This is a genomic window from Paraburkholderia domus (genome assembly GCF_905220705.1).
GTDB lineage: Bacteria > Pseudomonadota > Gammaproteobacteria > Burkholderiales > Burkholderiaceae > Paraburkholderia > Paraburkholderia domus.
In genome coordinates this window covers 14379-38718 of the sequence record NZ_CAJNAT010000005.1, presented here as the reverse complement: position 1 = coordinate 38718, position 24340 = coordinate 14379, and the positions used below count along the sequence as shown (strand labels likewise).

At 61.5% G+C, this 24340-nt stretch carries 23 protein-coding genes; 7 read left to right on the top strand and 16 right to left on the bottom strand.

Annotation, left to right across the window (positions count from 1 at the left end):
- Window positions 1-37: 37 nt before the first annotated feature.
- Both KHO31_RS12115 and KHO31_RS12110 read right to left on the bottom strand, forming a co-directional pair.
- Entirely contained in the window at window positions 38-1024 is a 987-nt protein-coding gene (locus KHO31_RS12115; protein WP_201083888.1) for an ABC transporter permease, read from the bottom strand.
- Window positions 1021-2532, bottom strand: a complete 1512-nt coding sequence (locus KHO31_RS12110) for a sugar ABC transporter ATP-binding protein (protein WP_236071226.1) — start codon at window positions 2530-2532, stop codon at window positions 1021-1023. Before KHO31_RS12110 ends, KHO31_RS12115 begins: the two co-directional genes overlap by 4 nt.
- A 254-nt stretch (window positions 2533-2786) precedes the next feature.
- Here KHO31_RS12110 and rpiB point away from each other — a divergent pair, with 254 nt between their 5' ends.
- Window positions 2787-3257 carry a ribose 5-phosphate isomerase B gene (gene rpiB / locus KHO31_RS12105; RefSeq protein ID WP_054042378.1) on the top strand — a complete coding sequence of 157 codons (471 nt, stop codon included), beginning with the start codon at window positions 2787-2789 and terminating at the stop codon, window positions 3255-3257.
- Window positions 3258-3344: 87 nt separating this feature from the next.
- Window positions 3345-4331, top strand: a complete 987-nt coding sequence (locus KHO31_RS12100) for a sugar-binding transcriptional regulator (protein WP_211623401.1) — start codon at window positions 3345-3347, stop codon at window positions 4329-4331.
- A 77-nt stretch (window positions 4332-4408) separates the two neighbouring features.
- Here KHO31_RS12100 and KHO31_RS12095 read toward each other — a convergent pair whose 3' ends face one another.
- The 3 genes from KHO31_RS12095 to KHO31_RS12085 form a co-directional block, all read right to left on the bottom strand.
- On the bottom strand, window positions 4409-5536 hold the full coding sequence (locus KHO31_RS12095; RefSeq protein ID WP_211623400.1) for an ABC transporter substrate-binding protein: 1128 nt from the start codon (window positions 5534-5536) through the stop codon (window positions 4409-4411).
- A gap of 84 nt (window positions 5537-5620) precedes the next feature.
- The gene (locus KHO31_RS12090; protein ID WP_201086608.1) at window positions 5621-6640 is read right to left on the bottom strand and encodes a zinc-dependent alcohol dehydrogenase family protein; all 1020 of its coding nucleotides are present in this window, start codon (window positions 6638-6640) and stop codon (window positions 5621-5623) included.
- Window positions 6640-7923 carry a serine hydrolase domain-containing protein gene (locus tag KHO31_RS12085; protein ID WP_201083877.1) on the bottom strand — a complete coding sequence of 428 codons (1284 nt, stop codon included), beginning with the start codon at window positions 7921-7923 and terminating at the stop codon, window positions 6640-6642. The genes KHO31_RS12090 and KHO31_RS12085 overlap by 1 nt, the downstream gene beginning before the upstream one ends.
- A 698-nt stretch (window positions 7924-8621) precedes the next feature.
- On the opposite strand from KHO31_RS12085, the gene KHO31_RS12080 reads away from it, so the two are divergent.
- The 5 genes from KHO31_RS12080 (at window position 8622) to KHO31_RS12060 (ending at window position 14387) form a co-directional block, all read left to right on the top strand.
- Window positions 8622-10190 (top strand): hypothetical protein, encoded by a 1569-nt coding sequence (locus KHO31_RS12080; protein ID WP_236061789.1) that lies wholly within the window; start codon window positions 8622-8624, stop codon window positions 10188-10190.
- A 147-nt stretch (window positions 10191-10337) separates the two neighbouring features.
- The gene (locus KHO31_RS12075) at window positions 10338-11543 is read left to right on the top strand and encodes a hypothetical protein (RefSeq protein WP_201083874.1); all 1206 of its coding nucleotides are present in this window, start codon (window positions 10338-10340) and stop codon (window positions 11541-11543) included.
- Window positions 11544-11841: 298 nt separating this feature from the next.
- Window positions 11842-13581, top strand: a complete 1740-nt coding sequence (locus KHO31_RS12070) for a methyl-accepting chemotaxis protein (RefSeq protein ID WP_200576638.1) — start codon at window positions 11842-11844, stop codon at window positions 13579-13581.
- A gap of 12 nt (window positions 13582-13593) precedes the next feature.
- Window positions 13594-13890 (top strand): hypothetical protein, encoded by a 297-nt coding sequence (locus tag KHO31_RS12065; RefSeq protein WP_054042389.1) that lies wholly within the window; start codon window positions 13594-13596, stop codon window positions 13888-13890.
- A 140-nt stretch (window positions 13891-14030) separates the two neighbouring features.
- Window positions 14031-14387: a peptidoglycan bridge formation glycyltransferase FemA/FemB family protein gene (locus tag KHO31_RS12060; protein WP_128576811.1), complete on the top strand. Its 357-nt coding sequence runs from the start codon at window positions 14031-14033 to the stop codon at window positions 14385-14387.
- A gap of 48 nt (window positions 14388-14435) precedes the next feature.
- Here the strand turns inward: KHO31_RS12060 and KHO31_RS12055 are convergent, their stop codons facing one another.
- The 11 genes from KHO31_RS12055 to gspG all read right to left on the bottom strand — a co-directional run bounded on the left by KHO31_RS12055 (window position 14436) and on the right by gspG (window position 24317).
- A complete protein-coding gene (locus KHO31_RS12055) occupies window positions 14436-14915 on the bottom strand; it encodes a type II secretion system protein (RefSeq protein ID WP_236071223.1) in 480 nt (159 codons plus the stop codon).
- A gap of 62 nt (window positions 14916-14977) precedes the next feature.
- A complete protein-coding gene (locus KHO31_RS12050) occupies window positions 14978-15361 on the bottom strand; it encodes a type II secretion system protein (protein ID WP_128576812.1) in 384 nt (127 codons plus the stop codon).
- Between the two features lie 4 nt (window positions 15362-15365).
- Window positions 15366-15881, bottom strand: coding sequence for a type II secretion system protein (locus KHO31_RS12045; protein WP_200661060.1), 516 nt, complete (start codon window positions 15879-15881; stop codon window positions 15366-15368).
- On the bottom strand, window positions 15878-18319 hold the full coding sequence (locus KHO31_RS12040) for a cohesin domain-containing protein (protein WP_200576647.1): 2442 nt from the start codon (window positions 18317-18319) through the stop codon (window positions 15878-15880). Before KHO31_RS12040 ends, KHO31_RS12045 begins: the two co-directional genes overlap by 4 nt.
- Window positions 18320-18351: 32 nt before the next feature.
- Window positions 18352-18888: a hypothetical protein gene (locus tag KHO31_RS12035; RefSeq protein ID WP_236071219.1), complete on the bottom strand. Its 537-nt coding sequence runs from the start codon at window positions 18886-18888 to the stop codon at window positions 18352-18354.
- The gene (locus KHO31_RS12030) at window positions 18885-19493 is read right to left on the bottom strand and encodes a hypothetical protein (protein ID WP_201123774.1); all 609 of its coding nucleotides are present in this window, start codon (window positions 19491-19493) and stop codon (window positions 18885-18887) included. The genes KHO31_RS12035 and KHO31_RS12030 overlap by 4 nt, the downstream gene beginning before the upstream one ends.
- The gene (locus KHO31_RS12025) at window positions 19490-20041 is read right to left on the bottom strand and encodes a PilN domain-containing protein (RefSeq protein WP_200576650.1); all 552 of its coding nucleotides are present in this window, start codon (window positions 20039-20041) and stop codon (window positions 19490-19492) included. Before KHO31_RS12025 ends, KHO31_RS12030 begins: the two co-directional genes overlap by 4 nt.
- A complete protein-coding gene (locus KHO31_RS12020) occupies window positions 20038-20904 on the bottom strand; it encodes a hypothetical protein (protein ID WP_201123776.1) in 867 nt (288 codons plus the stop codon). The genes KHO31_RS12025 and KHO31_RS12020 overlap by 4 nt, the downstream gene beginning before the upstream one ends.
- Entirely contained in the window at window positions 20897-22585 is a 1689-nt protein-coding gene (locus tag KHO31_RS12015) for a GspE/PulE family protein (protein ID WP_200576654.1), read from the bottom strand. Before KHO31_RS12015 ends, KHO31_RS12020 begins: the two co-directional genes overlap by 8 nt.
- The gene (locus tag KHO31_RS12010; protein WP_200576656.1) at window positions 22582-23769 is read right to left on the bottom strand and encodes a type II secretion system F family protein; all 1188 of its coding nucleotides are present in this window, start codon (window positions 23767-23769) and stop codon (window positions 22582-22584) included. Before KHO31_RS12010 ends, KHO31_RS12015 begins: the two co-directional genes overlap by 4 nt.
- Window positions 23770-23852: 83 nt before the next feature.
- The gene (gene gspG / locus KHO31_RS12005) at window positions 23853-24317 is read right to left on the bottom strand and encodes a type II secretion system major pseudopilin GspG (protein WP_200576658.1); all 465 of its coding nucleotides are present in this window, start codon (window positions 24315-24317) and stop codon (window positions 23853-23855) included.
- Window positions 24318-24340: the final 23 nt, after the last annotated feature.

Below are 24340 nucleotides of genomic sequence, written 5' to 3'. Positions count from 1 at the left end.
CCTGAATAGTTCCGGAATGTTTCTTTTGAGATTGACGTTATTGCTTCTTGCGCGAAGCATCGAGCAGGACGGCACCGACGATAATGACGCCCTTTACAACTTGCTGGTAATACGACGACACGCCCAGCAAATTCAGTCCGTTGTTGATGACGCCGATCAGCAGCGCGCCGACCACCGTGCCGCCGAGCGAGCCCGTGCCGCCCGAAAGACTCGTGCCGCCGATCACGACGGCCGCGATCGCATCGAGTTCATAGGACACGCCGGCCTGCGGCAATGCCGATGTCGTGCGCGCGGCGAGGATGATCCCGGCAAGACCCGCCAGCAGTCCGCCGATCACGTAGACGGAAAAGAGGATCTTCCCCGTCGAAATACCGCTTGTTTTGGCGCTCTTTGCGTTGCCGCCCACTGCATAAACGTAGCGGCCGTAGGTCGTATAGCGCAGGACAAACCAGAACAGCACAACGACGAGAGCGAAAACGATGATCGGCACCGGTATCCCGGCAATCGCGCCCGTGCCGATGGTCAGGTATCCATCCGGCAGATCGGTCACCGGCATGCCATCGTTGTAGATATAGGTCAGCCCCCGCGCCGCGCTCAGCATGCCGAGCGTCGCAACAAAAGGAGGAATGGAGAGCCGGGCAACGAGCAAACCGTTGATCGCACCGATGGCAGCGCCTACGGCAAGCCCCGCCGCCAGTCCAATTGCCGCGCCGTGCGGATGCGGACCCGTCACGAGACTGGCGCTGATGATGCCGGCGAGAGCGAGCGTGGACCCGACCGACAGGTCAATGCCCGCCGTGAGCACGACATACGTCATCCCGACGGCCAGAATGCCGTTGATCGACGTTTGTCGCAGGATGTCCGCGATGTTGCCCAGCGTCAGAAAGTACTGATTGGCAAAAGACAACACGATGCACAGGACGATGAGCACGGCAACGATGCCGTAGCGCCGGTAGATATCGCGCATATGGGCGGAACGGCTTTGGCTTGCCGGGACTTTCAGGGAAGTGGTATGAGTATTCATGATGCGAGGTGCAAAAGATCTTCCTGAGTGGTGGTATGGCCGTCGATCACGGTGACCAACTGCCCCGACTTGAAAATGGCGATGCGGTCGCTGACATCCAGAATCTCCTGTGCCTCGGAAGACACCACCATGGCGGCGCCGCCTTTCGACACGAAGTCGTCGAGCAGCTTGTAGACCTCGCGCTTGGCGCCCTCATCGATACCCCGGGTCGGTTCGTCACACAGCAGGCACGTGGGTTCGGTTGAAAGACAACGCGCGAGCACGACCTTCTGCTGGTTTCCCCCGCTCATCGACGAGACCGGCAGCGAAACGGAACTGGTCTTGATCCGCATGCGATCAACCATCGTGTCGACGAGGACCTTCACTTTCCGGCGGTTGATCAGCGACAGGCGCGACAGGCGGTTGTAGGCGGAGAACGAGATGTTGTCGCGCACGGACGCCGACAGCACGAGTCCCGTCTCCTTGCGATCCTCCGTCACAAGCGACAGGCCGGCCTGGATGGCCTTGGCGGGGCGGCCAACCGGCAATGCGCGGCCCTTGAGCCTGACTTGACCGCTATCGGGACGGGTCAGCCCGTACATGCAGTTGAGGTATTCACTGCGGCCCGCGCCCATGAGCCCGTAGATGCCAAGGATTTCTCCCTCGTGAACCGTGAGCGAGATATCGTTGAATTCCGACTCCCGGGAAAGACCCGTCGACTCCAGTACGGGCTCGCCCACGGCCCTGCGAACCTTCTCGGCGGAATGCAGCTTGCGTCCGACGATCGTGCTCACCAGATAGGAGCGGTCGATGTCGGCGATACGCCCGCTGTCGACATACCGTCCGTCGCGAAAGACCGTGTAGTCGTCCGCGATCTGGAATATTTCCGAGAGCCGGTGGCTGACATAGATGATCCCGGTCCCCTGCGCCGTCAGGTTACGGATCGCGTTGAACAGCACTTCGGTTTCGCGCTCGCCGATCGCTGAAGTCGGCTCGTCCATGATCATCACGTCGCAGTCGCGGCTGAATGCCTTGGCGATCTCAACCAGCTGGATCTGCGCGAGACTCAGCGACGACATGCGTGCGCGGGCATCGACCGGGAAAGCAAGGCGGTCCAGGAGTTCCTGCGCCTGTCTCACGAGCGCCCCGAATCTGACCAGCACACCGGCCCTGCGGGGTTCGCGGCCAAGATACAGGTTCTCGGCAACGGTCATGCCGGGAATCGGCGAAAGCTCCTGCGTAATGATCGCGATGCGATTGTCGAGTGCTTCGGCCGGCGTCTGGAAATTGACGCTTTGTCCCTTGAACAGGATTTCTCCGGCATCGCGCTGGGTGATACCCATGACGATGCCAAGGAAGGTCGACTTTCCGGCACCGTTCCCCCCGCATAGCGCATGGACACTTCCGCGCCGCAGCTTCAACCGGCCGTCCTCTAGCGCCCTGACACCATTGAATGCCTTTTGTACACCACTGGCATCCACAAGAAGGTCGTCCACTTTGTCTCCTAACATTTGCTCGTCATTGAACATTTGAGCATCTGGATGACATCGTAGGTTCGCTCCAAGCACCTGTCAATTACTCGGATCACGTGGTTTACCCCTAATGTCATCTCACCTCAAAATCTGCTGCAGCGCAGTGATTACGGCCAATAGCGCCTTGGACGCCTTAACGGAAAGCGCGCACCTATGGTCTTGACATTCACACGCACACGATTGAGAATTTGATCATCAACGGACATTTGATCAATCGTGCGCTGAGCAATCTTGGACAACTGGAGTGAAATATGAAGCTGGCAATCGGGTGCGATGAAGCCGCATTTGACCTGAAGGAACTGATCAAGCAACATTTGACTGGCAAGGGGCTGGACGTCACTGACTTCGGAACCTACGAGGCGGAACCTGTCCACTACCCAAACATCGCGTTCGCCGTAGCGGAGAAGGTTGCGCAAGGCGAATTCGATCGGGCTGTGCTGCTGTGCGGAACTGGCATCGGCATGGCGATCGCCGCCAACAAGGTGCATGGCATTCGCGCTGCGCAATGTCACGACACCTACTCGGCGGAACGGGCGAGCAAGAGCAACGACGCGCAAATCATTACAATTGGCGCTCGCGTCGTCGGTCCCGAACTCGCGAAAGCGATTGTTGATACATGGCTTGGTGCGAGCTTCGATGGCGGACGCTCCGTCCCGAAGGTGAACCGCATCAAGGAATACGAGGATGACCACCAGTTACCCCGCAACAACAAGCCTGCTTGAACTGGCTGCCCCGGTCATAAGTCGATTACCCACCGGCTCCGCGGCAAGCCACGTAATATCCAGCCGAATGGGAAAGAGACAAATCATATGACCACCGACGAACTGACTCGTCTGGCAACGCTTTACTACGTCGACGGACTCACGCAGGAAGATCTGTCGAAGCAGTTCTCGCTGTCGCGAGCCAAGATAGGCCGTCTTCTGAAGCGTGCGCAGGAAGAAGGCATCGTTGAAATTCGCGTCAGGCACCATCCACGTGATACACGAGACCTCGAGCGTGAGTTGATCGAGCGGTTTGGGATCGAAAAAGCAATCGTGTCCGTCAATCACAAGGACCAGGACAAGCAGCGCGAACTGCTTGCCGGTCTGGTCGCCAGCCATCTGGATCGCATTCTCACCAACGACATGATCGTTGCCGTGGGTATCGGCCGTAATATCAACGCGATCTCGGAGCATGCGATCTCGTCGACGCAGCGCTCTCCGACCTTCGTCTGCGCCATCGGCGGCTTCTACCGGGGCGGCGAGATCATGAATGCCGACCACATCAGCCGTCGGCTTGCCGCCCGTTTTGGGGGTGGCAGCGAAACACTTTACGCGCCAGCTCTCGTGGGCGATCCTGCCGTCCGCGAGGGCCTGCTGCACAACGATGCGGTCAAACCCACGCTTGACAAGGCACGTAGAGCCCACATCGCGCTGGTTGGGGTCGGCGACATCAATGAAGACAGCATCATGGTTCGCAACGGCTGGTTTTCGCCGGACGAGATCGCCGAACTCCGCAAGTGCGGGGCGGTTGGAGACCTGATGGGCTACCACTTCATCGATATTGCCGGCCGCCCCGTTGTCACTCCCGTGCGCGACCGGGTCATTGGTCTGAGCATGGAAGACCTGAAACGCATTCCGAACGTTATTGCGGTCGCCAGCGAAAACACCAAGACAACCGCGGTCCTGGGCGCGTTGCGTGCAGGGGCAATCACCACGCTCGCAACGACGGAAGCCATTGCTCAATCGATTGTCAGCCTGGAAGACGCCACTCGCAATCCGCTTTCTCCGCAACAGTCGGAGCTGGCGACCCGGTAAAAGTCCGGCCGTCTGCATGGTGTACGCATGCGCGTGGCGTGCAAACTCGAGCGGCGTCTGCACGCGGTCCGGACGGCCTACTTCCCGACCGGCTCGAGAACCGCGAGCTTGCCGCCCCGCACTCCAACGATCTGCATCATGACGTGGGCGTGATTGTGCTCATCCATCGCAAAGGTGCCACCCAGCATGGAAGGCATCTGGGTCGATCGCAACGCCTGCCGTATCGCAACAGGATCGTCCGAGTTCGCACGACGGATCGCGTCCACGACCAGCTCCGTCGCCTCGAACGCGAGGACCGACCGCTGGGTCGGCGCGAGCCCGTATTTCTCCCGGTAAGCGGCCACGAACTCCTGCACGCCAGAGTCGGGCGCCGAGGGTGTAAATACCGAAATCCCCGCAGCCTGATCAAGCCCGCCAGCCGCCAGGAACCGCGGAGACAAATTCGCAATCGCCGCCGTGAAATCAATGCGGCCCGCTATCGGGGTGCCGCCGCCGGTTTGCTCATAAGCACGGAAAAACGCCGCACTGGACGCGCCAAGAAACGTAACGATGCGATCGGGTTGCAGCGCCTTCAATCGCTCGATGGACGGAACAAGGTCCGTGGTTCCCTTCGCAACGGTCTCGCTGGCCAACGTCTCGATGTGAGCGGCCGTCGCGGCTTTTTCCATCGCCACCGCGTTGGCGCGGTTGAAGTCGTTGTCGTCCGCCAGGATGACGATACGCTTGACGTTCCGGGCCTTCAGCCACTGCATCATCGCAGTCGCCACGTCGCCATCGGACGGACTGGTTTTGAAAACGTAGTCGTAACCCCCGGAACCGGCGGCATCGACGAATTCCTGCCCGGCCGAAATGTCGATCACAAACGGCACCTTCGCGGCATTCGCTACCGGCATCACGGCACGCGTGACCGGTGTCGCAAGCGCGCCCAGCAACACGGAAACGTGCTGCTGCCCGATGAGTCGCTTCGCCGCCGCAATTCCTGTTGCCGGATCGGCGACGTTGTCGGCATAGAACGCCTCGACAGGTCTGCCGAGCACACCGCCGGATGCGTTGATGCGCTGTAATGCCAACTCGACGCCGTATTGCTCGCTCTGTCCGCGATCGGCATTCGGGCCGCTCAGGATGGTTGTGACACCGATGTGAACGGGGTCTGCGGCGAATGCCGGGCTAACGGCAATCGCCAACAACACTGACGTCAATCTCATACACGATTCCCTTGCTGATGGCTTAACTGGCGATCGCAGCCAGACGAAAGCTCCCTGCCACCGGAGCAGAAAGCGAGCGTCGCGTTATGCGCGCACGTCGACTACCACCTTGCCGAAATGCCGGCCTCCCGCGAGATACTCATAGGCGGACGGAGCCGCATCGAACGGGAAGACTTTGTCGACGGCGGGATTGATCTGGTTGACGTCGACGAAACGGACGAGCTGTTCGAGCATCGCGCGACTACCCGCCGTAATCCCGGCGAGGCGCTTTGCTCCGCCGATGAGTGCCCCGGGTTCGATCGAGACCCCCCCGCCGCCGCTGACCCGGCCGATCACGACAATCGTCCCACCGGATCCCGCGGCCTTTAGCGAGCGCGCCAATGTGCCCTCGCCTCCGACCTCGACAACAACATCAACGCCGGCCCCCTCCGTGAGCTGGAGGACCTCGTCCTGCCATTCCGGGTTGTTCCGGTAGTTGACGATTGCATTCGCACCCAGCGAGCGTGCACGTTCAAGTTTTTCGTCCTGGGACGATGTCACGATCGTGAAGACGCCAGCAGCTTTCGCAAGCTGTAGCGCCCAGAGCGAGACACCGCCGGTTCCCAGCAGCAGGACGCTGCCGCCCGGTTTGATCGCACCTGCAATGAACAACGCATTCCATGCCGTCACGCCGGCGCAAGGCAACGTTGCAGCCATGATGGGATCAAGACTGCGTGGCGCCAGCACGAAAGCCTCCTCACTTGCCACGAGCTCTTCGGCGAGCGTGCCGTCGAACTGCGCGCCGAAGGACACGGCTGTTTTGTTAGAGGACAACGCACCGTCGATCCATCGCGGGTAGTAGCTTGTGATGACGCGATCACCCACCTTGAAACGGGTGACCGCCTCCCCAACGGCGATGACGTCCCCGCATCCATCGACGAGCGGGACGATCGGATAGCTCGGCGGGTTATAGAACTGGCCCCGCGCGAAACTGAGATCGCGATGGTTGAGCGCGGCGGCGTCCACGCGCACCCTGATTTCGTAGGCACCGGGGTCCCGGCTTGGGCGTTCGACACGTTCAAGTCCGTCAAGGCCAGCACCGGCCTGGATTTGATAAGCCTTCATTACACCTCCTGGTAGACTGCACGGCGCAGTGCCATTGGAAAATTCCCGGTCATGCCTGCGACTGCTGTGTTCGTCAACGCAACGACAGAAATGCCGGCAGCGGGGTCCACCCAGAAGTTCGTGCCATACACGCCGGACCAGTTCCAGGCGCCGGCGCTCACTGGCGATTTCGCCGCAGCCGGATCCCTGAGCACGGCCACGCCGAGTCCCCAGCCGAAGCCTGGGCCGGCTGCGCCGACGGGCAGATCACCGATCGCATTGGACGTCATTGCCGCTACGGTCTCCGGGCGGATGATGCCCGCGCCACCTGAGCGCATCGCTTCGGCAAAGCGGAGGTAATCTTCCACCGTACCTACCATGCCGACTCCACCTGATGGAAAGGCCTTCGAATCGAATGCCCGGGCGGGCGAATACACGATGGCGCTTTGCCCGAACGCGAGCGAAAAGGGATAGGTCATGCGGATGGGCTGAGGCGACGCATCGCCATACGGCGTCGCCAGCACTGTATCGGCTGAAGCAACGAAGCGGATGCTGGAGATGCCCAGCGGATCCGTCACGATGCGTTGGACCGCATCAGGCAATGTCATGCCGGTTACGCGCTCGATGACGGCGCCGAGCACGTCGATGGCGACGGAATAGTGCCAGGCCGTACCAGGCTCGAAAAGCAGCGGTGCCGCTGCAATTCGCCGAAGGTTCTCTTTCAGCGTCAGCCCGGAATGGTCGAGTCCGTCGGATACGCCCAACTGGTGATAGGGACCACCCTCAGCCTCGAGGAACCCATAAGTCAGCCCCGCCGTATGCGTGAGCAGATGGCGCACCGTGATGACGGGCTCGCGGCCATCGGGCAGCTTCGGCCGGAAGTCGGGAAGCCACCGGATCACGGGATCTTCCAAGCCAAGGCGGCCACCATCGATGAGCGCCAGCGCCGCCACGCAGACAATCGGTTTTGTCATCGACGCGAGGCGGCAGACCTCGTTTTCAGTCATTGGCCGGCGGGATTCGCGGTCGGCAAAACCAGCCGCATGCCGGTAGACGATCTCTCCGTTTTTTGCGGCAATCACGGTCGCGCCTACGATATGCCCGCTGTTGACCGCGTCGAGAATGACGGCGTCCAGCGCCTTCGCCCGATTCCATCGAGGCTGAATGGCCGGCGCGGATGGCGTCGCCTCGGAAACCGAACTCGTCAACGCGGCGGCAAGGCCACCGACTGTGGCGGCGACACAGAATTCACGGCGCGATACCTTTCGAACCGCGACTGCTCGCCGGGATGTGGATGCTCTCATTGCTACCTGCCCTCGCCGCTCACGCGGCCTCTAACAAGATATGGAGAGCAATGTACAGTTTCACCTATGAGGCGATAATATGTTTAATTGTCGATTCAGTTTTTCACCAGAGCGAGAAATAGCAGCGCTCGATCGTCTTACCGGAATGCAGGCGTTCTCCCGTGCTGCTACCGCCCGAACCCTCTCCGCGGCCGCCCGGCGACTCGGCCTGTCGCCCACAGGCTTGCAGAGCGTGCGAGGCGCCAGATCGACGGCAGACAACCTGCATTGGCAGATCACATTTTGGATTGCTAAAGAATTGTGTTTGAGTGGGCACTCATCTGTTACCTCAATCAGGCGGAGCGCTTCTATGCGCGGGTCATCGCATCTTGCCCTCTGACGCAGAACACTCAATCAGTGGTGTATTCGGTTTTTCCCGATAATGAGAAGCGAGCCGAGCATTGGCCTTCGTTCTCCGAGAAACCGGACACGATACCGCTAGATTCTTTTGCTGCTGAGCCGCGATCCGGCTCTTCATGAACTGTGCCGGCGGCACATTGCCGAGTGCTGAGTGACGACAACTCCAATAACAGAACACTTCGACGTCGGCACTGAACCGCTAAAGTCTTTGCGACCCTCGCCGTTATAGAACCGTCCAGGACGGGGACCTCTTGAGCACCCGCAAACTCGTTTACGCCAAATCCCGGATACCTCCACACATGACAACTGTGTCTTCACTGATTACGGCAAACCTCTCACCAGGCTTGCTATCCTTGAATAGCATCGGATCGACTGTATCGGCGACCAAACTTGTCACGGAAGAAACGGCCGCAACGCCAGAATCATCGACAGTCGTCACAATTAGTCAGGCAGGTGCGACAAGTCCGCTGCCGGAGTACTCCGCATCACCCACGAACGAATCTACGGCGCGTACCTTGACCCTGGCGAACAACTCGAACGAATCGATAACAATGGCAATGGCGGGCGATGTGCTATCCGCATCGCTAACCAACAACAAATTCTACGGACTGGGAAGTGCACTACTTGAGCGCTTCAAAACCACTGGCGATGACTTTTTGCAGTCGGTTCAGATAGCGCCGGCAAACCCGGTGAGCTCAATCGGGCAGACGGTACAGGGCAGTCAAGCAGATATCAGGCTTACGATCCAGACAAAGAGCGGCGTGGAAGTCGACATAACCTTGCACAGTCAGGATGGCGGCCTGACCGTTGGTGTGAAAAGCAACGGCAAGCTCACAGATGCAGAACGTAGTGCGCTTGCGAAGCTCTCAGGTTCGTTTCAGGATGCAATCGACGGACTGAGCGCTATCCCTCCGCGCCTTAATCTGAGCGGACTAACGCAGTTTGACCCGTCGGTTCTGTCGTCGGTGGATCTCCAGTCTAGTGTGCCCGTCAAAGGACAACCACTACAATCGATCGACTTTCACGCGGACAGTGCGGCAAGAACCGTGAGTGTAATCGGCCCGACCGGTGCGATGAAAATCAGTGTGGATATGAGCAACTCTGCGATCTGGGGCAATCAGGCGCAACGCACCGGGGCCATCAACCAGTATCTTAGTCAATTTGACAAAACAAGCTCGCGGGGTCACGGCGACGCATCGCTCATGACGATGTTCAAAGATGCATTTACTCAAATGAATAGCGATTACGGTGTTCCGTCGCAACAGATTCCAGGAACAACTTACGCGACCTCTCTGGGCGACGCGGACCACGCCATGTTGACAGGGCTCGCCGATTTCAATGCTTCCATTACCCAGGCGCCTACAGAAGCAAATCCGATGCGCTTGAATGAACAAGACACCTTTTCCTATCAGGTTTCACAGCACACCAACATAAAAGGAAGCGAACTGTACGGGACTATTTCGCAAAACCAACGATCGCACCTGGCAGCCAGTTATCACATGTCATTGTCTGCAGGCGCGCCTCTCGCATTGACCTCAATGCGGAGCTCGCAAAATTACTACTACATGCAAATCAATGACGCAGCCGCTAGCACAACATACATTGCAAGCCGTAACGGAGAGCTTACCGATGCGTCTTTGAACCAAACGGCCGATCAATCGACGCGTCAATCGAAATACGTGATGGGTCGCCTTGTCTCGGACACTATAGCCCCCTTCGAGACGTCGCGATCAAAGGATTTGCTTGCACTGCTCAAGCCCTTTTTAGAGAGTGACAAACCCAAGTCACAAGGGGATATCTATTTGTGGCAGCAAACATTGTCAGACGTACACAATCTGGTTCTTCCGCAGCCAGATTCTTCGGCGTAGACAAACATCGGGTTGCAGCCGCCCCACAGAAGAAATTTAGCCGTCCGGGATCCCGTTTGAAAACTCGGCGGACAATCCGACTTCTCACTACAAGCAAAAACACAATTTTCGCTCAGTGAAATTGGCGCCGCCCGTAGAACCTCTACCATGGAGGTCCGTCAGCCAGTATCCAGTCCGCGTTGCGCACTCTGTCTGTCACAACCCGCACGAATACATACCATGACAGTCCCTTCGCTTTCCCGCCGCTCATTCGTCGCGGGTGGACTGGCCGCGCTGGTCGATCTGTCCGCGTTTGGTCAGCCGTCCACACGACCCGACACCGCTTCACCACCGCCACTCCCCGACATCGGCGGCGAGGGCCCCTGGGATTACTGGGCGTCAGGTCAGGGAGCAGGTGTCGTCAGAATTGCGGCTGCAGCGATTCTTTCTGCCAGCCCCTACGATACTCAACCCTGGCTGTTCCGGCTACGCTCCACTCACATCGAGGTACTGGCCGACAAGAACCGCAATCTCGGTGAACTCGATCCATTCCGGCGAGAGCTCTACATGGGCCTCGGATGCGCCATTGAGAACGCATGCGTAGCCGCACCGGCTCAAGGATTCAACCCTGTCGTCCGTCTGTTGCCTGAGTCGCCAGCCGGCAATGACAATCTCGCCGCGGCAATCGAGTTGCGGCCGACCCGGCAAGCGAAGCACCCCTATCACGATGCCATTGCCCGACGACACACCAATCGCCTTCCCTACGATACGGATCGAAAGATCGATCAGGCGACACTCGACGCGCTTGCCGGACTGGCGTCTTCGGCAGATGTGCAGGTCATTTTCCTCGAGGCGACCTCACCAGGCGGCACGGTCTTTACGGACCTGATGATGCAGGCGACGCAACTCATCATCGACACGCCGGACTTGCGCGAGGGCCGCTGGGCGGGCTTACGCGCAATCGCGGCAAACCCGTCCGCCCTGAGCGCGGAAGCCCTGCAGCGGGCCGACGCGAACTGGTTGAAAGCAACCCGGACAGTGGCCTGCGCAACGGCAGCCGCGTTCGGACTGATCATGGTCCGCGGCACAAGACAGGATCACCGCCTGCATATTGAGGCCGGACGGCTTTGGCAGCGCATCCACCTCGACGGCACAAATCGCGACCTGGCGATGCAACCAATGAACCATTTCGTCGAAGTGATTGACCACGAGACCCGCACCTTGGAAACGTCGCGGACATCGTCAACCATACGTGCAGCGCTGCAGCAAGACTGGAACGGATGGGAGCCTATCTTCGGTTTCCGCCTCGGCTACGCCGGTGCAATGGCGCCGCGAAGCCCCCGCCGGCCGCTGTCGTCGATCGTGGTCACCTGACGGGCTCGTTACCGGTTTGCTATTGCTTGGGTTCATGCGCGCACGGTGACAGTGCATGAGCACCAAAATAAAGATGAAGTTCTCTCGCGGAACTCATCAGCCGATCAACATCATTCATAGTCAGCATTGCTTAACATACCAATATAAATCTCTGGAATCCTCGCCAGGGAAGATTTTTTCAAATGCCTGACAATTTTCACCTTCAGTGATAGCCATACCTGCCGTAAACAAAAAGACAGGTTGAGGCCATGGGTCCTTCCTATAGCACTTATTACAATCAGGCTATAAAGGAAAAAGCGTGTACAAGTTAGTACAAACAATCAAATTCAAGATCATTCTCGCATTCGTCGTGTACGTCGTTCTCATGGCTTCCATCGGGATTTTTGGCGCATTCGGTCTTTACAGAATGAACTCGAACATGAACGAATCCTATTCCAGAAACATCATTCCAATTGGTGACTTATCCGATGTTCGTTCAGCCGAGTTGACTGTGCGAGTTCAACTACGGCGCATTCAGGCATACCGGGACCTGAGTAAAACAGGAGATGCCGTTGCGAGAATCCGCACCGCCCTAGAACTCATCAATTCCTCCTGGAATCGCTACTACCCGAACCTCATATCCAGCGACAAGGAGCTTGAGTTCGCAGAGCAGATCAAAATCGTCATTCCCCAGTTCACGGCATTGACGAATGAAACCGTAGTTGCCGCTAGCGCGGGCAATTTCGACGCTGCTTCGGCGACGATCGAAAAGATTGTCCCATTGTCCAAGACGTTGGACGACGCGCTGGACCTGGATGCTGCGCTCAATATGGCCCAGGCCAAGAAATTCGCCGACGACAGCGCAGCCACATTCAAGGCCATTTTTTGGAGTGCCATCACACTTCTCGGCGTCGGTGTCGTAGTCGCCGCCGCTGTATCGGTCTACTTGCTGCGTGCGATCTCGAACCCGCTTAATAAAGCCCTGTCCATTGCAAACCATATCGCTGATGGAGAGCTGGAAAACCAGATCGACGTGGACTCAGGAGGTGAGTTTGGTCAACTTCTCACAGCGCTGAAGAAAATGGATCAGCGGCTCAGCAAGGCGGTTCACGGGATCAAAGCATCCACAGAATCTGTCACGGTGGCATCCCGGGAAATCGCCAGCGGCAACACTGACCTATCCTCTCGCACAGAAGAGCAAGCCGCGTCCCTTGAGGAAACCGCGGCTAGCATGACGCAGCTAACCGAAACAGTGAAACAGAATGCCAACAACGCACGTCAGGCGAACACGTTGGCAACGCATGCGACCGGCATTGCCGACACAGGCAATGAGGCTGTCCAGGGCATGGTAGGAACGATTGAGAGGATTAGCGGCAGTTCAAGCAAAATTTCCGAAATTACCGGCGTCATTGAGGGCATTGCATTCCAGACGAACATTCTGGCGTTAAACGCTGCCGTCGAAGCTGCCCGTGCCGGCGAACAGGGACGCGGTTTCGCTGTCGTTGCCGGCGAAGTTCGTAGTCTGGCTCAACGCTCAGCCACTGCCGCGAAAGAAATCAAGGAGCTGATCGGGTCGTCCGTAGCCATGATTCAGGATGGATCGAAACAGGCGACGGCGGTTAGCGCAACCATGGGGCAGGTAAAGCAGGCAATCAAGCAGGTCTCCGATATCGTCGGTGAGATCGCAGCCGCTTCTGAAGAACAGAGCCATGGCATCGAACAGGTGAATCAGGCCGTCAATCAAATGGACGAAGTGACTCAGCAGAATGCGGCGCTCGTCGAGCAAGCTGCCGCAGCGGCGCAATCACTTGAAGAGCAGGCCATGAACTTGAAAGACGCTGTCTCGGTATTCAAGGTCGCCGCGACAGGGACCTCCGCGTCACGAACAGCGATTCCACAAAGCAAACCGCGCCCGCCCGTCCCCAGGACAATGACCAACGGTCGCACGGAATCGGCTAAACCGGGAACAGTTCGTCAATCACCCAACACCGCGACCACGACCGGCGCCGGCACACTCATCCCGGCAGACGAGCGTCATCCCGGCTGGGCAGGGTTCTGAGGAGTTCTGGTTTTGAAGAATACCAACGCGCTTCTGAAATCACTCACTACCCTTGTCGCGTCCAACAGCGAGACTATTTCCAGTTTCGGCGCGCAGATCGTGGTGATGGGCAATTTCCTTGACGCCACATTCCCACACCTCACAGCGGCTCAGTGCGCGAAGATCACAAAGTCATTTCGGCATGAGGTTGAAAGGACCATGTCGCTCATGGACGATGTACCTCTGCCTGCGGAATACCACTCAATGCTGTTGGCTCAGACAAATGCCCTGCTGAATATGTTGCATGCGCGAAGCGCGGCTCATCGGTAGCGTCTAGTCAGAACCCGCAATATCGCACTGTCTCTCACGTTCCGATTCGCCCCGAGTCAGAACGTTTTGGCGTCGTGCTTAGTTAGCACGACGCTATTTTTTCATTCGAAAAATCGCTCCCGCACAACGCCCGAATCACCATGACCAGCACCGCTTTGTTAAAAGAATATGAACTGACCGCGCTTTCCAAAGCGTGCGCCACATTCGATCCAGCAAAAAGGGACCAGCGAATGGTAGTTCGCATCGTGGTCGTGCCACTGCTCACGCGCAAGCTGGACGATCTGCGTGTCGCACTTCGCGAGCATAAGCACAGCGAATCCATTCAGGAAATGATCGACGAAATTACGCGTGCGCTTAACCTTGCCTGTGTCCGACTCGATTGCACCTTCGATCCGCGTATCGACGCCGCTATTTCGGCCGACGAAGCTCGAATGGAAAAAATCCTGGCAAGCCTCCCCCCGCGCGACAAGATTGAAGTCAGAAGGACCGCGAAGTAGGTGCGAGCCTACTTCGCGCGGGAGTCCCACCGTCGTCGTTCACGGACTTCAGGGAGACGGGGAACTCAATGCCTGACTGTTTGACGGCCTCTGGCCTGACGTTAGCAAAGGCAGACGAGCGACGAACACCCAGCCTGCATAGCTATGCTTATCGTTGAACCCCTGAAAATCCCCCGTAAAATTCGCGATCTTGATCGGATGCGCGTTCGACGCACTGTGTATGCCCACGATAGTCTGTCCGTCGGGTGATTTGACCAGCACCCAGTCCGCCTTGCCCGTCATCGGGTCCAAGTAAAGCTTGCGCAAGTGGCGCACCACGTTCGGGTAGCGCTGATCGCGCAGAAGATCGTCGAACGTACGGGGCTGCGTCGCTTGACCCAAGGGCGTGGCCGCGGCATAGCTCAACAGCGCCCGCTGGAATTCGCCGCCGATGGCGAGCAGATTCTCTTCGGCCATTCGCCGCTGATAGATCGCGCCGAGCTGGGCTCCGGCGGCAGCGGCCACGCCAATGATGGCGATCAGGATCATCAGCGCCAGATACGCGTAGCCCCCTTGCTTCCTATGCCGCCTGCGGCTGCCGATTCGCATGTCTAGCGAGCCTCGTACGGCTGTCCGTCGCGATCCGTACCCTGGGCACCGCTCTTGATGTCGTAGACGTTGCCGGGAAACTGCTCGTCCGGGGGAACGATGTGCCAGGCCGTCGTGCTGTCTGCGATCGGATCGACAGGCAGCGACCGGAGGTAGTGCTTATCCACGAGTTCTTGCAGCGACTCTGGATACCGCCCTATGTCGCCGTAGAACCTGTCGATGGCGTCGCGGGTCACGTGCAGGTTTTCCGACAGGATTTTCTCCTTCGACGCGTCGATCGAATGGAAATACTCCGGCAACGCCAGCGTCAGCATCAACGCGATCACCGCCAGTACGATCAGCAGCTCAATCAGCGTGAAGCCGGCTGTACGCAAGCGCCCTTTCATCGAGTCACCATTTCCGGTAGGGAATGCCATTGAGTCCGACGCCCGTGGAGGTCGAGTAGACGTCGTACACGTCGTCGCCTTCCTGCGGGTCGTCCGCCTCGCTCGCGTAGCTGCGCTTGCCCCACGTGGCCGCATCGCCGAGCTCGGCGTTGTAGTTCATCGGATCGCGCGGGATGCGGCGCAGGAAGTACAGCTTGTGCCCCTTCGGATCGGTCTGATCCGGCACGCCGTCGACCAGCAGGCCCAGGCTGGGCGGATAGCCGCTGGCGCCCGCCTCCTTGGCCACGCGCCCTTCCTTGCTCGCGGCCTGATAAGCGTCGATGCCGCCGCGTATTTCACGCAGCGCCACGCGCAAGTCCTGCTCCCGTTCGCGCTGACGCATCACCTGCGCCACGGGTACGGTCATACAGGCGAGCACGCCCAGAATGGCGAGAGTGACCAGCAGCTCGATCAGCGTAAAACCGCCCGCGCCGCCGGCGCGCCTGCAACCGAATACGCCGTGCCTCTCGCCGCTCGTCATCGGGCCAGGATCCCGAAGTCGTACGGTGACGGCGGCACCATCGTGACGGGGACGCCGCCCACGCCGACAAGCGCACCGGGCTGCACCTGGATCGCGGTCTGTGCGGCCGGCGCCAGCACCTTGAAACTCAGCACGGCGAAGGTAGCCTGCGCGGATGCGCCGGCTCCGCCCGCGACCGTGTCGGCCACGGTCAACTGGCCGTTCTGGCCCACGCGGCTGGAAAAGCTGGTCGGCGCGCCGCCCTGCTTCAGGAAGTCGCCTTCGGTCACGCCGGTGAACTGCAGCTTCGTGCTGTCGAAACTGACGGTCGCGGGCACGCTGGTCACGGGCTGGTCGGCCTGCATCAGCAGCGCCACCGTGAGCGAATCGCCCACCTTGACCTGCGGCGGCCCCTGGATCGTCATCTGGGCCGTGCCTGCGCCGGGCGCAGCGCCGCCTACGTCCGGATCAATTGCGCTGCCCGCGGCGAGGCCGCCCGTCATGCCGTTTGCGCCATTCGCCCCGCTTTGCGGATAGTTCGACGGCAAACTCGGGGCGGCAATGGTGGCGGTTCCGGACGACGCGCTTGTCGAAGCGCTCGAGGAAGTGGAGGCGAGCCCATTCGACTGAATCATGCTCCGCATGTTCGATTCCGTGCCGGCCGTGAAGTAGGCAAGACCGGCATCCGGACGCTGAATGTTGCGAACCAGATGCGGCGTGATCGACAGGACGATTTCCGTCTTCTTGTCGTCGTCCGTGGTCGCCCCGAACAGCCGGCCGAGGACCGGCAGCTGGCCGAGGCCGGGCAGCTTGTTACCCGAGGTGCGCTCCTGACTGTCGATCAGACCGGCAAGCACGTCAGTCTCGCCGTTCTTCAATTGCAGCACGGTGCTGGCAGTACGCGTGCCGATTTCGTAGGCAGTCGTGCCGGAGGTCCCGGTAACCTGATTGAGCAGGCTACTGACCTCGAGCGCTACCTTGATGCCGACCGTGTCGTCGAGGTAGATGGTCGGTTCTACGTTCAGGGTCAGGCCGATGTCGAGGTAGTTGACCGATTGCGAAACGAAGCCGGTCGAGGTCGCCGTCGACGTGATGTTCGGCACGCGCTCGCCGATCAGGATCTTGGCCTTCTCGTGGTTGCGCACACGGATACGCGGGTTGGTCAGCAACTTGGCGGTGGAATCCACGAGGCTCGCGTTCAGCGTGGCCTGCATCGACGAAACACCTACGGTGCGGGAAGTCTGGTGCAGCAGATCGCTAAGCAACAGGGAAGGCGACGCGCCGCTTCCGGTGGACGGCGTTCCGAGTGTTCCCACCGTGCTGCCGACCGTGCTGCTCGCGGAACCGAGCACGCTGCCGGCCGGCAGCGGCGTGAACGTCACCGAGTTCGGCCACTGGATGCCGAGGTCCTGTGTATTGTCGCGCTGTACCTCCAGTACCTCGACCTCGAGCATCACTTCCGGCTCTGCAACGTCCTCGAGCGCGACGAGCTTCTCGGCCATCTTGATGGCCTCGGGCGTGTCACGCACGATCACCATGTTGAGCTTCTCGTCGACGACGATGTCGTGCGACTTGACGATGGTCTTGAGCGTGTTGGCAACCGTCTTCGCCTCGGCGTTCGAGAGGAAGAAGGTACGCACCGCCAGTTCCTGGTAGTCCTTCAGCTTGGCCGGCGTGGCCGGGTAGATCAGCACCGTGTTCTCGTCGAGCACCTGCTGCGCGAGCTGATTGGTTGCCAGCACGTAGCGCACGGCCGCCTCGATGGTGCTGCTCCTGAGAAAAATCGACGTACGCTGGTCCGTCCTCACGTCCTTGTCGAACAGGAAGTTCAGCCCCGAGGTACGCGAGATGACCTCAAACACCTGCTTCAGCGTGGCGTCCTTGAAATCGATGCGAATCGGCTTGCGGTAGGCGCTCGCCAGTGCCGCCTCGACGCTCGACACACCCGCGTCGCCAGTCAGCTTGCGCTGCAGCGCCAGGGCGCGCGGCTGCGCCGGCACCTCGGTCAACACCTGGGCGAGCAGACGGCGCGCACCGTCGCTGTCCTTTTTCGCGGCCAAGGCCTGCGCGCGATCGACCAGGGCATCCAGACGTGCCGCGCTGTCGAGCGCGGCCAGCCCGGTCAGCGCGCGTTCGTCGGCGGGGTCGATGGTAAGCGCATGCTGGTAGGACTTGCGTGCAGCCTCGCGCGCACCGCTGCCGGCAAGGCGGTCGCCCTGCTCGTCGTAACGCACGAGCGCGTTTTCGCGCGCCGCCAGCCAGCTCGAACGATATTGCGCGTCGCGCGGCTCCCGCGTGACCGCCTCCTGCAACTTGGCCAGCCCTTCATCGGTCTTGCCCTCGGCGACGAAGTTCTGGCCGTCGCGAAAGGCCTGTTGCGCCGCGCAGCCGGTCAGAAGCACCGGCAACACGATGAACCGCGCGATTTCGCGGAGTTTGCATTGGAGGGAGAGTTGCATGTGGAACGATTCGTTTCCTCGCAGCGCGCCGGTCAATCAGCGCTGCCGATGTCCAGGGTCTGGACCAGTTTCAGGGGCAAGTAGACGAGCGTCATGGTGGGCGGCTTGATCGCGTCGACACGATAGGTCGCGCCGATGACGGTCTGCTCACTCACGATCACCGTCTCGTCCCCACTCGCCAGATACACTTCCCAGCGGCCGTCCGCCGCCTTCTTGCCGAGATAGGTGAAGGGCAAACCGGGCGCCGACGACGACGGCGGCAACGGCGGCAGCGGGGGCACCTCCGCATGCGCCGGCGCCAGCGATGGCAACGGCGGGGCCCACGATTGGCTGCCGAACAGATCATGGTGTTCACCATGATCGGAGCCGAACAGGTCGGCGCGTGCACGCAGTGCCGCAATGCTGACGCCCGCCGCGGCGCCTGAGCCGGCAGCCCGCGTCGCGTCAGGTCTGCTGGTGCGCGGCGCGGCTTCAACGATCTGGTTCGCCGGATTGCGGTCCGCAAACAGGAGCACGCCGGCGCAGACGACGAACGCCAGCGCGACGTGGCTGCGCTTCATCGCCTTCATCGCGGCACCTCGCTCGCCGCGGCACCTGCGGCACCCGCGGCCGCCGGTATGGCAGGCCGCAGGAAGACCGTGAAACGCAGGCCGGCTTCGACAACGTGGTCGTTGGCCGAGGTGCGCTTGAAGCGCATGTCGTCGAGCGCGGCGTACGGAACCGTCAGCAGAACCTTTTCGCAAAAGCGCCGCAGGTCTGGATAGTCGCCCTTGACGGGCAGCACGATCGTATAGCTCTCGAAGCGCCCGGCGGCATCCAGCGCCGGTTTGTAGTCGATCTTGTCGAGCACGATGCCCGCCTCGGTGGCGGCCTCGAACAGCCGGGTCACGATCTGTTCGGTGTGCCCTGCGTCACCCAGCGCCGCATAGAAATCCGCCAGCCGCTGGGTAGCCAGCGTCGATGACGAAACGACCGGCGTGGGCTTGGGCGCCGAGCGCGCGCGCGCCACCTCGCGCGTCTGCTGCACAATGCGCGCCGACAGGCCTGGCAGCAGCGCGAACCACATGACAGCGGCCGCCAGCAAGAGCCCGCCGGCGACCAGCGCGCCCGCACTGGAGCGTCTTAGCGCAAGGCTCAGCCCTAACAGGGCATGCGGCAGATCCGGCAGCTTCACAATCCGCTCCTGCGCCACTCGGCTTCGATCTGGAAACGGATGACGCCATCTGTCTGGTCCCGGGCACGCTCGTTCCTGACCAGATAGACGCGTCCGAACAGCGGCTGCTGCTCGAGCGCCTTCAGGTAAGCGATCATTGCGTCGCTGCTGCTGCCCTCCGCTTCGATCTTGAGCAGCGCGCGAGCGGGTTCTGGCGTAATCGACAACAGCGCGACTTCGCGGGGCGTGGCGGCTTCGACCGCGTTGAGAATGTCGTCCCAGGGCAGGTTGAGGCGGGCCACGGCCGCATTGATTGCGCTCGCCTGCTTCGCGTCGATCGGTTCGTTAGAGACCCGCACGAGCGAGCGTGCGGATTGCGCCGCGCGCGCCGCGAGGTGCATCGCCTCCTGATCGAGCGAGTGAAGGCGGGTCAACTGCTTTTGCGCGCGCAAGCCCGCCAGCACACACAGCAACAGTCCGGCCAGCGCCAGCCAGCGCGCAGCCGGATGCATGCGATACAGCGGGCGCCGAACGCTGAACGGCGCAAGGTCGATGTGCAGGCGCTTCATGGCGTCGCCCCGCTGCCGGCGCGCTGCGCCGCCGTCATGCCGATGCTGGCCGGTCCAGCCACGACATGATCGGCCGCACACCAGTGCACGGTCATGCCTGCGCCGCCGGACGACGCGACGCGCGGCTGCCAGGCGTCGAGCAACGGACCATGAAGATGCAGCACGGACGGAGCCGGCAGATTGTCGAGCAACGCGACGCGCGCCACCTGTTCGCGCAGCCATTCGAGCGGCGGGGCATCCTCCGGCAGTTCGAGCGTGCGCACAGCGGCAAGACGAGGCCGAGTGCCGCCGGCGAGGAGGCCGAGCGTCAGCGTGCCCTCGTGCAGCGTCGCCGGCCACGCATCGGCGCTGAAACGGCGCCGCTCGCGATTCCATGCACAAACGAAGTTCGGGCTCGCCGATACAAGGCAGCCGCGCCCTGTCCGCACCGCAAGCTGCAATGCCGTATGCAGACCCCGCGACACGGCACATGCGAGAAACGGCGCGCCGGCCTGCCAGTCGGCAACGAGCTGCCAGCCTGCCACGGATTCGCCGTAGAGCACCACGAAGCGCACCTCGGCGGCGGCGCGCAGATCCTGCATGCGCGCGCTGTTGCCCGGCGGCGTGACGATGAAATAGCGTACGAGGTTGTCCGCGAAGGTGGCGTAGACCGGCAGTCCGCTGCCGCCGGCTGCGGCTAGCGTCGCGGCGATCTGCGCGGCCAGTTCATCGGGCGCCGTTCCGGGCGGTTCGGACCATGGCCGGTCCACGACGACCGGCGCGGACTTGCGCGACGTGCCCATACGCAGCACCGAAACAGCCCCACGCGACAGGCTGAGCCTGCAATGTCCGCGCAGCCAGCGAGGCATCAAGGGCTTACGCATTGAGGGTGACTCGCTTGACTTCGGCGAGCGTCGTCTCGCCGCGCCGGACCTGGACGAGCGCTACGTCGCGCAAGCGGCGCGTACCGTTCCTGCGGGCGACTTCCTTGATCAACCGGATCGGCTGCTTCTCGACCACCATGTCGCGGATCTCGTCGTCGAGAATCAGGATTTCCGCGATCGCGCGGCGTCCGCGGTAGCCGGTGCCGCGGCAGTCGCCGCAGCCGGTGCCCTGGCGGAAATCAAAATCGGCAACGTCCGCGCGGCTCAGCCCGAGACGTGTTAGTTCGGCGTCCCCTGGTACATAGGATGCGGCACAGTGGGTGCAGTTGACGCGCAGGAGACGCTGCGCCCAGATGCCGTTGAGCGCCGACACGAACGCGTAGGGATCGATACCCATATGGCTGAAGCGGCCGAACACGTCGAACACGTTGTTGGCGTGCACGGTCGTCAGCACGAGGTGGCCCGTCAAGGCCGACTGCACGGCGATCTCGGCCGTCTCCCGGTCGCGGATCTCGCCCACCATGATCTTGTCCGGATCGTGCCGCAGGATTGAGCGCAGACCACGGGCGAAGGTCAGCCCCTTCTTCTCGTTGACGGGAATCTGCAGGATACCGGGTAGCTGGTATTCGACCGGATCTTCGATGGTGATGATCTTGTCGCGTCCGTTGTGAATTTCTGTCAGCGCAGCGTAGAGCGTCGTCGTCTTGCCCGAACCTGTCGGGCCGGTGACGAGCACCATGCCGTACGGCTCCTCTGCGAGACGGCGCAGCGCCGCGAGGGATTCGCCGTCATAGCCCAGCGCCTCGAGCGTCAGCGAGCCATAGGCCTCGATCATCGCGCGCTTGTCGAGAATCCGGATCACCGCGTCCTCGCCGTGAATGCTCGGCATGATCGACACGCGCAGGTCGATGTCACGGCCGCCCGCCGCCACGCGGAAGCTGCCGTCCTGCGGCACGCGCCGCTCGGCGATGTCCAGTTCCGCCAGCACCTTGAGCCGCGAGATCACCTGCTCCGCAGTCTCGATGCCGTTGACGGTCGCCGCCGCGTCGAGCACGCCGTCCACGCGGTATTTCAACGCCAGGCCGCTCGCGGTGCTCTCCAGGTGGATATCGGAGGCGCCGGCCTTGAGCGCGTCGTACAGGGTCGAATTCACCAGTTTGACGGCCGGACTGGCCACCTCGTTGATCGACTCGAAGGACAGCACCTGCGCCGTGCTGCCATCGGCCTGCGTCGCGCCGCCGTCCGTCACGAGGCTGTCGACGGCGCGCGCGGACTTCTCCATGCGCGTGTGGTAAGCCTGAAGATCGGACGGCAGGGTGAGCCGCACGTCGATCAGCGCCCCCGCCTGCGCGCCCAGCCAGGTCTGCAGGTCGAGATCGAACGGGCTGGTCAGCACGCCGATCAGGCCGCCATCGGTGTCGCGCAGCAGCGCGCAGCGGCGCTGCATGGCACGCGATAGGGGCACGCGGTCGAAGGCCGGCTGCAGCGTCAGCATCTCCGCAGTCTCGATGACGCGCATCGCGACCCGCTGTGCGAGCGCCTGCATCAGCTCGCGCGGGTCCGCGCCAGTCAGCGCCTCCAGTTCGACCAGCAGATGACGCTGCGTAGCTGCCGCGGCCGTGCGTGCGCGGACCAGCAAATCGGCGTCGAAGAGCGGCGCCGTTGTCTCCTGCACAGTCATGACAGGCTCCCCGCGAGATCGAAGATCGGCATATAAAGCAGGATCACGATCGTGCCGACGACCAGCCCGATAGCCGACATCAGCAGCGGTTCGAACAGCCGGGTGAAGCGGTCGATCCAGCGGCTGATTTCGCCGTCGTAGAACGCCGCCGACTTCGTGAGCATGTTGCCCATTTCTCCCGAACGCTCGCCGACCCGCAACATCCGCAACGAGATGGGCGTGGTCAGTTCCTCGGCGTCAAACGCACTGGACAATGTCGCGCCGGCCTGCACGGCGGCGCGGGCCTGCGAGAGGCGCTCGCGCAAGGCCGGCGAAATCGTCCCGCCGGCCGTCTCCATCGCAGCGACAATAGGAATGCCGCCTCCGAGCAGCATGCCGAGCGTCAGATACAGTCGCGACAACTGGTAAATGCGCAAGTGCGGACCCAGCAGCGGAATACGTCCCAACAGGGTGACGAGGCCGGCTCTCGCGATCGCGGCGCGCAGAAACATACCGCCGGCCACCGCGACGGTGACGGCGCCGGCAAACAGCGCCAAACCGTGGGACGCGGCGAACGTACCCCAGTCGAGCAAAGCCTGCGACATCCACGGCAATGACCGGCCCGTGCCTTCGTAGATGGTCGCGAAGCGCGGCACCACGTAAGCAATCAGGAAACCCGCCACGCCGCCGCCCACGACCAGCAGGATGCACGGATAGATCGCAGAACTGATGAGCTTGTTGCGCACCGTGTCGATACGCGATTGATAGTCGACATAGCGTTGCAGCGAGCGCGGCAAGTCACTCGTGCCCTCCGCGGCACGGACGATGCCGACATAGAGCGGCGGGAACGCGTCCGGCTGCTCGGCCAGCAGATTCGAGAAGCGCTTGCCCTCGCGCAGACCCGCCAGCAGCCGCTCCAGCACGCCGCGCAGCCGGCCGCCGCCCTCGCGCTCCAGCAGCGCCTCCAGACCTTCCACAATCGACAGGCCGGCCGTCAGCAGCGCCAGCAACTCCTGGCTGAACAGCACCAGCGAGAGGCCACCCCGCGACGCCGACGGCAAACGCAGCGAGCGTTGCGGAACAAGCCGCGTTGCGTGCAGCCCGCGCGCTTCGAGCTGGCGTCGCGCATCGTTTTCATCCTGCGCGTCGATGACAAGGGCGATGATCTGGTTGTCGGACGAAAGCGCTTTCACTTCGTATTGCATGTTGCCGTGCTGCCGATGGTTGCCACGTTGTCACGCGCCCGGACGGGCGCGCTCGCATTGCCTGTGCCAGTGCCTGTACCGCATCATTCGCTGCTGATGTCGGCGTCCTCGCCGGTACCGCCTGGCTGACCGTCGCGACCGTATGAGATCACCGCGTAGTCGCCCTTGGTGCCGGGCACCTGATAAACATAAGAGTGTCCCCAGGGGTCGAGCGGCACGTCCTTCTTGAGATACGGTCCGTTCCACTTGTCGGCATTGGCCGGCTTGACGACCAGCGCGTTCAGCCCTTCCTGAGCCGTCGGATAGACGCCCACGTCGAGCCGGAAGTTGTCGACCGCCTTGCTGAGGACATCGATCTGCGCGCGGGCAATCGTGACCTGCGACTTGCCCAGTTGCGAGAAGTAGCGCGGCCCCACGATGGCCGCCAGCATGCCGATGATGACCAGCACCACGAGCAGTTCGAGCAGCGTGAAGCCTCGCTGTTTAACCACTCGCGCGCGCCGCGCCCCTGCACCGTCGAGCACCCGGCTCACTGTCCCAAACCGCATTTACACGCCTCTCAAGAAATAGT